This is a genomic window from Pantoea sp. UBA4549 (assembly GCF_002387285.1).
GTDB classification, from domain to species: Bacteria; Pseudomonadota; Gammaproteobacteria; order Enterobacterales; family Enterobacteriaceae; genus Pantoea; species Pantoea borealis.
Genome location: NZ_DGLH01000002.1, coordinates 20,774 through 27,117 on the forward strand (window position 1 = coordinate 20,774; position 6,344 = coordinate 27,117).

The following is a 6,344-nucleotide window of genomic DNA, read 5'->3' on the forward strand; positions in this document are numbered from 1 at the left end:
GTTAATCCTTACGCACATCCAGCAAAACCGGACAGGTTGCGCGTTCGATCACTGCCGCGCTGACCGAGCCTTTCAGCAGCCGGTTAAGCGGCGAGAGGTGCCGGCGTCCCATGATAATCATACTGGCGCGCAGTGCCGCAGCCTGCGCCACAATGGTTTCAGCAGCTTCACCGGCCAGAATAATGCCTCTGGCATCGACGCCTGCCCGCAGCAGGGGGGCCAGCGCATGACGCACCACCATCTCGGCGGTATTCTGCTCATCTTGTGCCGCGACAAAATCATCCGGATCTTCACCGGCGTCAATTTCAATGGGCTGATTGCAGACCGAATAGGCGGGATCGATACAGCACAGCACCGTAACCGGTGCGCTGAGCGCCAGCGCCTGTTCGATTGTCAGCGCGATGACCTTTTCTGCGACCGGCGAGTTATCGATAGCCATTAACAACATTTTCATGTGCCGTTACCTCTCCACAGCGGTTATTTTGCCAATTTCGCGCAGCAGCGCCTCTTTACAGGTGATGATCTCTTTGCGATAGCGCGCTTCATGTTGCGAAAAGCGCGCGCCGGGCACCAGCAGGGAGATAGAGAAGCGTCCAAACAGGGTGTCGATGGCGACCGCCAGAGTGGTGATCCCTTCAAGCGTTTCACCGCGATCGATCGCCAGACCGCTGCTGCGTACTTCGGCAATCAGCGCCATCAGCTGCGGCAGCGTTTTTACCGTTTTATCTGTCAGCTCCTGCCAGGCATCGCCCACCAGCAGCTGCACATCTTCATCGCTCTCCAGCGCCAGCAGCGCCCGGCCGCCGGACGTACTGTAGAGGGGCAGATTAAGCCCCATACGCGGTACGACCCGCAGCTCACGCGGCGCCACAACATAGTGTACGATCGCCAGCTGCGTCCCGCTGGCGCGCGCCAGTGAAACGGTTTCATTAACCGTTGCTGAGAGCTGTTCCAGCAGCGGACGCGCCAGCTCCACCACGTCCGTATGGACGCTGGAGATCAGTTTCAGCAAAGCCGGACCCAGTCTCAGTCCCCTTGCCCCGCTGCTGCGCACCAGCTGAGCGCTGTCGAGCGCTGCCACAATACGCTGTACCGTAGAGCGCGGCAGGTTCACCACCTGTGCTATTTCGCCCAGACTCATACCGCCGGGGTGTTCGCCCAGCGCATGTAAAATTTTTGCCGCACGCGCAATGACCTGAATGCCACCCGCTTTTTCATCCTCACGGCCTGAGGCAGATCCCACCATGATGCGTTCCTTCTGAGCCTGCTTTACTGTAGCGCGAATGATCGCACTTTTGTACCCGGGTATCACATTGCAATACATCATACCGGCATGTAAGATGCGCGTCCTGTATCACATCGTAATACACTGCATCATAAATTCATGAGAGTTCTGTTATGACCGCTTCGCCCGCTGCTCCGCCAGCTCCGCACCCGTTTACACTGCGCCTGGCTCTCGGGCTGGTGGGCGTGCTGATCGCGGCACTGACGTCAGGACTCAACGATCGGGTCACGGATATTGCCCTGGCAGATATCCGCGCTGCGATCGGTATCAGTCACGATCGCGGCAGCTGGATTGTCTCCGGCTATCAGGCAGCTGAAGTCGCCGCGATGATGATTGCACCCTGGTTTGCCGTTACCTTTTCTCTGCGCCGTTTTGCGCTGGCGGTTGCTGCCGGTTTTATGCTGTGCGGCCTCGTGCTGCCGCTGACCCAGGATACGGCACTGTTTATTACACTGCGCGTGCTGCAGGGGATATTTGGCGGTGCGCTGCCGCCGCTGCTGATGACGGTAGCGCTGCGCTTTCTGCCGCCGCCGATCAAACTCTATGGCCTGGGCGCCTATGCGCTTACCGCTACCTTTGGCCCCAATATGGCGGCTTCGCTGGCCGCGTTCTGGACCGATGAGGTGGGCTGGGCGTTTGTATTCTGGCAGGTGATCCCGGCAATGCTGCTGGCGATGGCGCTGATTGCGTGGGGGCTGCCACAGGATCCGCTGCGCCTGGAGCGCTTTCGTCAGATCGATCTGTTTGGCATGCTCACCGGCTGCACCGGCATGGCGCTGCTGATTCTGGCTCTGACGCAGGGAGAGCGGCTGGACTGGCTCAGCTCGCCGCTGTTTACCGCGCTGCTGCTGAGCGCGCTGGCGCTGCTGACGGTATTTCTGATCAACGAGTGGTTTCATCCGCTGCCGCTGTTCAGGCTGCAGATGCTGCGTCGTCCCAACCTGGCACACGGCCTGCTGGCGCTGATGGCGGTGCTGATTCTGGCGCTCTCCGGTTCTGCGCTTCCTTCAGTCTATTTTGGTCAGGTTGAGGGATTCCGTACGCTGCAGTTTGCCCCGCTGGCGCTGACGGTGGGCCTGCCGCAGCTGCTGATTGCCCCGCTGGTCGCTGCCATTCTGAATATTCGCCGGGTCGATTGCCGCTGGGTACTGTGCTGCGGCGTGCTGCTGCTGGTCACTGCCTGCCTGCTGGGCACGCAGGTCACCACTGACTGGGCGCGGCAGAACTTCTGGCTGATGCAGATCCTGCAGGCGTTCGGGCAGCCGATGGTGATCCTGCCGGTACTGATGAGCGCCACCAGCGTGGTGGCCCCGCCGGAAGGGCCTTTTGCTTCAGCCATGTTTAACACCGTGCGCGGGTTTTCCAGCATCGCGGCCAGCACCCTGGTGGAGTGGTTTATCAGCCATCGCGAACAGTTTCACTCCCATGTGCTGGTGGATCAGGCCGCCAGCCGCAGCTGGCTGATGACCGCGACCAGCAGCGCGCAGGCAGACAGCAGCACGCCTCTGCTGCCGGATGGCAGCGCCAGCAGCGTGCAGAACCTGAGCGGATTTGCCGCTCTGCTGAAACATCAGGCGCTGGTACTCAGCCTGAGCGATGCCTGGCTGATGCTGACCGGCTTTGGCGCCCTGCTGGTGCTGCTCACGCTCTGCCTGGCGCATCGCGTCTGGCCGCCACAAACATTGATTCAACCTGTTACGTCACGTCGGGAAAACTGATATGCAACTCTCTGCTGTAAAAAGAACGGCGCTGCTAAGCGCCCTGTTAGTGCTGCTGCTCGCGCTCGCCTTCTTTGTCTGGCGTGCAATGACCGCCAACGATCATCGCACCGACGATGCCTGGGTCAATGCGGATTACACCCTGGTCGCCCCTAAAGTTTCAGGCTATATCGCCCGGGTCAGCGTGCAGGATAATCAGCACGTCCGGGCAGGCGATCTGCTGGCAACGCTTGACGATCGCGATTTTCGCGTGGCGCTGGAAACCGCGCGCGCCTCGCTGCAGGTGAGCGAAGCTAAACGGCTGAGCACCCAGGCGCAGCTGGCGCAGCAGCAGGCGACCATCAATCAGGCAAAAGCGACGCTGGCAGCCAGTGAGGCAGCGGCCCGCTACGCCGGTCAGAACGCTGCACGTTATAATCAGCTCTATAAGAGCGGCACTATTGCGGCTGACGATCAGCAAAAAGCAGACGCTAATCAGCGTTCCGCTTCGGCCACGGTACGACAGAGTGAAGCAGCGCTGGACGCGGCGCGTAAGCAGGTTAGTGTCCTGCAGGCAGCCGTGCGTCAGGCAGAGGCGGATGTCGCAGCCGCGCAGGCGAATGTCGACCAGGCGCAGCTTAATCTCTCTTATACCCGTATTGTTGCCCCGGTTGAGGGCATGGTAGGGCAGCGTACGGTACGTCCGGGCGCCTATGTCAGCGCCGGCAGCCGTCTGCTGGCAGTGGTGCCGCTGCAGCAGCTCTACATTACGGCTAACTATCTGGAAACCCAGCTGACCGACGTGCGGCCGGGGCAAAAGGTCAGCGTTACTGTTGATGCACTACCGGGTAAAACCTTTACCGGGCAGATTGACAGCATTGCGCCGGCAACAGGGGCAACTTTCTCTGCCATCTCACCTGATAATGCAACCGGCAACTATACTAAAGTGGTTCAGCGTCTGCCGGTGAAGATCATGCTTGATGCAGGTCAGCCCGATCTGGCACAGCTGCGCGTCGGCATGTCGGCGATCCCGCATATTGAGACCCATTAAATTGTGAGCAATATCTCAGAACCGGCCTATTTATTTCTGGATCGATTCCGCGTAAATTAGCGCCCGATCCTGTTCCGGTCTGGCCGGGACCACCTGAGTAGAAAGCGTGTAGCGGTGATGAACTCCACCTTTCTCTTATTCTGTTCGGGTTACGCTGGTCTGGGATCGCCATCACGGTAACCGCACAGAGGAGTTATGTTGTGAAATACGCTTTGATGGGCATTTCTTTTTTCGTGTTGCTTTGGGTCGGCACCTTTGTGCTGATGCTCTGAGTACCGGACGGGGCGACCACACCAGTCGCCCCGACTCACGCTTAACGCGTCTCTTCTGCTTCTTTCACCGCTCCCGGTAAGATACCGTCGGCACGGAACATCGCTTTAATCCCCCGCACCGCCTGACGAATGCGATCGCTGTTTTCAATCAGCGCAAAGCGCACGTGTGTATCACCATATTCACCAAAACCGATGCCTGGCGACACGCAAACCTTCGCCTCCTGCAGCAGCAGTTTGGCAAATTCCAGCGAGTCAAGATGCGCATAGCGTTCCGGAATTTTTGCCCAGACGTACATGGAAGCTTTAGGCAGATCCACCATCCAGCCCGCTTCATGCAGCCCTTTTACCAGCACATCACGCCGGCGCTTATACTGCTCAGCGATATCGCGCACGCACTGCTGATCGCCCTCCAGCGCGGCAATGGCTGCCACCTGCAGCGGCGTAAATGTCCCGTAGTCGTGATAGCTTTTGATGCGCGCCAGGGCAGCTACCAGCTCTTTGTTCCCTGTCATGAAACCGATACGCCAGCCCGCCATGTTGTAGCTCTTGGAGAGCGTAAAAAACTCTACGGCCACGTCGCGCGCGCCCGGCACCTGCATGATTGAGGGCGCTTTCCAGCCGTCATAGGTGATGTCAGCGTAGGCGAGATCGTGGATCACCAGCACGTTATACTGTTTTGCCAGCGCAATCACCCGTTCAAAGAAGTCGAGTTCAACGCACTGAGCGGTGGGATTGGAAGGAAAGCCGAGGATCATCATTTTCGGCTTCGGATAGCTTTCGCGAATCGCACGCTCCAGCTCAGTAAAGAAATCCACGCCCGCCACCAGCGGCACGGAGCGAACCTGCGCCCCGGCGATCACCGCACCATAAATATGGATAGGATAGCTGGGGTTCGGCACCAGCACGGTGTCGCCGTGATCGAGCGTGGCGAGCATCAGGTGCGCCAGCCCCTCTTTGGAGCCGATAGTCACAATCGCTTCTGACTCCGGATCGATATCTACTTCATAGCGCTCAGCGTACCAGCGCGAAATCGCCCGGCGCAGGCGCGGGATACCTTTTGAGGTGGAATAGCCATGCGTATCTTCACGCTGCGCCACCTGACAGAGTTTTTCCACAATATGCGGTGGCGTAGCGCCATCCGGATTCCCCATTGAAAAGTCGATAATATCTTCGCCGCGCCGGCGCGCAGCCATCTTCAGTTCAGCGGTAATATTGAATACGTAAGGGGGAAGGCGTTCTATACGCGAGAAACGACGGGGTATGCTGTTATCAGCCATGGTGTCCTCAGGATTACGTGAGCGCCCGGACCGTCCGAGCGACGCAGATCACTCGCTGTGACCTTATCCCGAACATAGCGCGCAGAGCCCTGCACTGTCGAGAGCAGCAGAAATTTTTTTTATTTTTCGGGATTCAGGCAACCAAATACCCAATCGTTTACCCACTGTCCGTTTAACAGATAATTATCCCGCAGCGTCCCCTCCAGCATAAAATTATTCTTTTCCAGAATGCGTCTGGATGGCCAGTTACCCTCAATCACCAGCGCTTTCAGCTTATGAAATTCTGCGCTGAACAGAAAACGGACCAGCGCTGCCAGCGCTTCGCTGCCGTAGCCCTGCCCGGTGTGGCTATGGCGCAACATATAGCCAACTTCTGCCTGTCGATAAGGGTGCCATTCGGCGCTGCAGCCAAACAGGCCTATCGGTTCCTGATTTTTTTGCAGGCGCGCCACCAGGCACAGCATATGAAAGCTGGCAGGCTGCCAGGGCGCCAGCCGCTCAGTGAAACGCTGACGAATATCGTTTTCGTCAGGAATTTCGCCTACCCAGGTCATGGTGGCAGCGTCTTCATGTACCGCTTTGAAGATCTGCCAGTCCTCCGGCTGCAACCGGCTCAGGGTTAATCGCGGGGTCAGAAGTTGCATGGCGGCGCTCCGCTGCGGGGAATAGTGCAACATAGCAAACTGCCGCAGCGACGGCCAGGGCGCCATTAATGGCGCCCCTACGCACCTCCGTTGGGGCCACGGCGTTATAAATCCCGTA

Annotated in this window: 7 protein-coding genes; 3 read left to right on the forward strand and 4 right to left on the reverse strand. The window is 58.6% G+C overall.

From position 1 onward, the window contains the following. Position 1: 1 nt before the first annotated feature. Both B3041_RS00385 and B3041_RS00390 read right to left on the reverse strand, forming a co-directional pair. Positions 2-454, reverse strand: a complete 453-nt coding sequence (locus B3041_RS00385) for a universal stress protein (RefSeq protein ID WP_065648771.1) — start codon at positions 452-454, stop codon at positions 2-4. 6 nt (positions 455-460) lie between these two features. After that, positions 461-1,246: an IclR family transcriptional regulator gene (locus B3041_RS00390; RefSeq protein ID WP_292968431.1), complete on the reverse strand. Its 786-nt coding sequence runs from the start codon at positions 1,244-1,246 to the stop codon at positions 461-463. Between the two features lie 152 nt (positions 1,247-1,398). Between B3041_RS00390 and B3041_RS00395 the strand changes: the two genes are divergently transcribed. From B3041_RS00395 to ypdK, 3 genes are all read left to right on the forward strand, one after another. Then, a complete protein-coding gene (locus B3041_RS00395) occupies positions 1,399-3,003 on the forward strand; it encodes an MFS transporter (protein WP_065648769.1) in 1,605 nt (534 codons plus the stop codon). A 1-nt stretch (position 3,004) separates the two neighbouring features. Then, complete coding sequence (locus tag B3041_RS00400; RefSeq protein WP_065648768.1) at positions 3,005-4,033, forward strand: HlyD family secretion protein; 1,029 nt, start codon at positions 3,005-3,007, stop codon at positions 4,031-4,033. Positions 4,034-4,233: 200 nt separating this feature from the next. Next, on the forward strand, positions 4,234-4,305 hold the full coding sequence (gene ypdK / locus B3041_RS00405; RefSeq protein WP_006120362.1) for a membrane protein YpdK: 72 nt from the start codon (positions 4,234-4,236) through the stop codon (positions 4,303-4,305). A 41-nt stretch (positions 4,306-4,346) separates the two neighbouring features. On the opposite strand, the gene alaC is transcribed toward ypdK, so the two are convergent. Then, positions 4,347-5,582 (reverse strand): alanine transaminase, encoded by a 1,236-nt coding sequence (gene alaC, locus B3041_RS00410; RefSeq protein WP_292968437.1) that lies wholly within the window; start codon positions 5,580-5,582, stop codon positions 4,347-4,349. Positions 5,583-5,701: 119 nt separating this feature from the next. Then, complete coding sequence (locus B3041_RS00415) at positions 5,702-6,226, reverse strand: GNAT family N-acetyltransferase (RefSeq protein WP_292968440.1); 525 nt, start codon at positions 6,224-6,226, stop codon at positions 5,702-5,704. Positions 6,227-6,344 lie beyond the last annotated feature (118 nt).

Excerpts from the sequence above, each read along its gene's own strand:
- B3041_RS00385 (WP_065648771.1), bottom strand. The coding sequence starts at position 454 with ATGAAAATGTTGTTAATGGCTATCGATAACTCGCCGGTCGCAGAAAAG.
- B3041_RS00390 (WP_292968431.1), bottom strand. The coding sequence starts at position 1,246 with ATGGTGGGATCTGCCTCAGGCCGTGAGGATGAAAAAGCGGGTGGCATT.
- B3041_RS00395 (WP_065648769.1), top strand. The coding sequence starts at position 1,399 with ATGACCGCTTCGCCCGCTGCTCCGCCAGCTCCGCACCCGTTTACACTG.
- B3041_RS00400 (WP_065648768.1), top strand. The coding sequence starts at position 3,005 with ATGCAACTCTCTGCTGTAAAAAGAACGGCGCTGCTAAGCGCCCTGTTA.
- alaC (WP_292968437.1), bottom strand. The coding sequence starts at position 5,582 with ATGGCTGATAACAGCATACCCCGTCGTTTCTCGCGTATAGAACGCCTT.
- B3041_RS00415 (WP_292968440.1), bottom strand. The coding sequence starts at position 6,226 with ATGCAACTTCTGACCCCGCGATTAACCCTGAGCCGGTTGCAGCCGGAG.